The following is a 1,921-nucleotide window of genomic DNA, read 5'->3' as shown; positions in this document are numbered from 1 at the left end:
CCGCGGAGCGGGACCTCACGGCCGGGCTGCTGGCCGACATCGACTCCGGCGCGCTCAGCTGGCCCGCCGACCCCCGCGACCTGGAGGGGGTGCCTCCGGTGTAGGCCACGAGATCCCGGGCGGGGACGCGGCAACGTCCCCACCCGGGCAGACCCCGACCCTCCGCGCGGGACGGCCCGGACCAGCATCGCGAGCCTACCCGCGCGGTTCCTTCACTCCTCGAGGAGAACCGCATGTCCGTGGAGACCGTGCTCGCCGCGATCACCGCCGCCTGGGACGCGGGGGACGCCGCCGCGTTCGCCGCCCCCTTCACCGCCGACTGCACCTACGTGGTGTTCGACGGCACCGTCCTGCACGGCCGCCAGGCCGTCGAGGACGTGCACCGCTTCCTGTTCGACGGCCCGCTCAAGGGCTCCCGGCTCACCCCGCCGCCCGGGGCCCCCGCCCCGGAGGTCACGGTGCGGGAGGTGGGCCCCGGCGTCGTGGATGTGGTGAACGCGTCGGGCGGGATCCGGCCCGACGACGTCGACATCGTGCCGGACGAGCGCCGGTCGGTGGTGTCGTACGTGCTGGTCAGACAGGGTGCGGAGTGGAAGGTGAGCGCCTTCCAGAACACCCGCCGGGCCTGAGCGGCCTGGGCCCGGGTCGTCGGCCCGCGCCCAGGTCGTCACCCTTCACGGCGCGCGTCCGCTTGGGTGCGGCCGGTACATGCGTCAGGATCGGGGGGTGAACGCGACCGAGACGACGTCGGACACCCACGTCCAGGGGGTGGCCCCCGGGCCGGGCATGCCCGCCCGCGCGTTCGACCGGCTGATCGGCGACACCACCGGGTTCACCGCCCAGCTCAAGACCACCGTGCGCCGGATGGGGCTCGGCGAGGCCAACAAGCGGCTCCTGGTGATCGGCTGCGGGAGCGGCGCGGTCGTGAAGGGTGTGCAGGAGGACGCCCCCGGCTGGAAGGTCGTCGCGTTCGACGAGTCCCACGAGCTCGCCCGGCAGGCCCAGCGGCGGCCCGGGGGCTGGCCGAACGACTACCGCTTCTTCACGGGGACCTTCGGCACCCTCGACGACGTCCTGGAACAGGAGGGGCTCGCCGGTCGCTTCGACGCGATCCTCGTCGTGTTCCAGATGCGCCACCAGCGCAACCTCGACGACACCCTCGGCTACCTCAAGGACCTGCTGCTGCCCGGCGGGACGCTGGCCGTGCACGAGTACGCCGTGCGCGGCAACCGCAACAGCCGGTCGCGGTGGGCGGCGCTGTGCTGGCTGGACTACCTGCCCCGCATCCGTGCCCACGGGCGGGTGCCCGGCGCCGTCGACTTCCTGTGGCGGTCGGTGGTCCGGTTCGACGGCGCCGTCGAGTTCGCCGAGCGGCTGCGGCACTCGCTGTTCACGGACGTCCGCGTGCAGACCTTCGCGGGCCGCCAGGAGCACATCCTCTACACGTTCCTCGCCCGGTCGCCGAAGGCCGGTGCCCGGCCGGAGGCCGTCTCCGAGGACGTCTCCGAGACCGACGCGCTGTCCTCCGGTCCCGCTCCCGTCGGGGCGGTGAGCGCGGAGTCCTCGCGGCTGCACCACGTGCCCGAGCAGGAGCCGCGCGGGGACGCCCGGGGCGAGCCGGACCTCCTCACCCACCGGCCCGTGAGCTGGGGTGGGGCGGGCTCCGGGGTGGACACGGGTGCCGGCTCCGAGGCGGACCCGGAGGCCGAGACGCCCGCCGAAGGGATCCCGGCGGTCTCTGCCCGCCCCAGCCCGAGCCCCCGCCCGCACCCCGTTCCGCGGGAGCGGGAGAGCGCCGACGACCTGCATGCCGACGACCTGCGTTCCGACGACCTGCATGCCGACGACCTGGACGACGACGACTTCGAGGTCGCCGACGACTTCCACCTCGACGGCGACCTGGACGACGACCTGGACGACT

At 74.3% G+C, this 1,921-nt stretch carries 2 protein-coding genes; both read left to right on the top strand.

The annotated features are described in order from the left end of the window. Positions 1-233: 233 nt before the first annotated feature. The gene (locus tag H5J29_RS30870; RefSeq protein WP_181784469.1) at positions 234-629 is read left to right on the top strand and encodes an SgcJ/EcaC family oxidoreductase; all 396 of its coding nucleotides are present in this window, start codon (positions 234-236) and stop codon (positions 627-629) included. Positions 630-726: 97 nt separating this feature from the next. Further along, positions 727-1,921, top strand: a 1,195-nt coding sequence (locus H5J29_RS30865; RefSeq protein ID WP_181784468.1) for a class I SAM-dependent methyltransferase, incomplete at its 3' end; no start/stop codon positions are given.

This window comes from Pseudonocardia pini, from assembly GCF_013870575.1.
Taxonomy (GTDB): domain Bacteria; phylum Actinomycetota; class Actinomycetes; order Mycobacteriales; family Pseudonocardiaceae; genus Pseudonocardia; species Pseudonocardia pini.
Note: the sequence above shows the minus strand (reverse complement) of the source record. Positions and strands in the feature narration are given on the sequence as shown.

What these genes read in the sequence shown, in the direction of transcription:
- H5J29_RS30870 (WP_181784469.1), top strand. Translation starts at nt 234, where the DNA reads ATGTCCGTGGAGACCGTGCTCGCCGCGATCACCGCCGCCTGGGACGCG.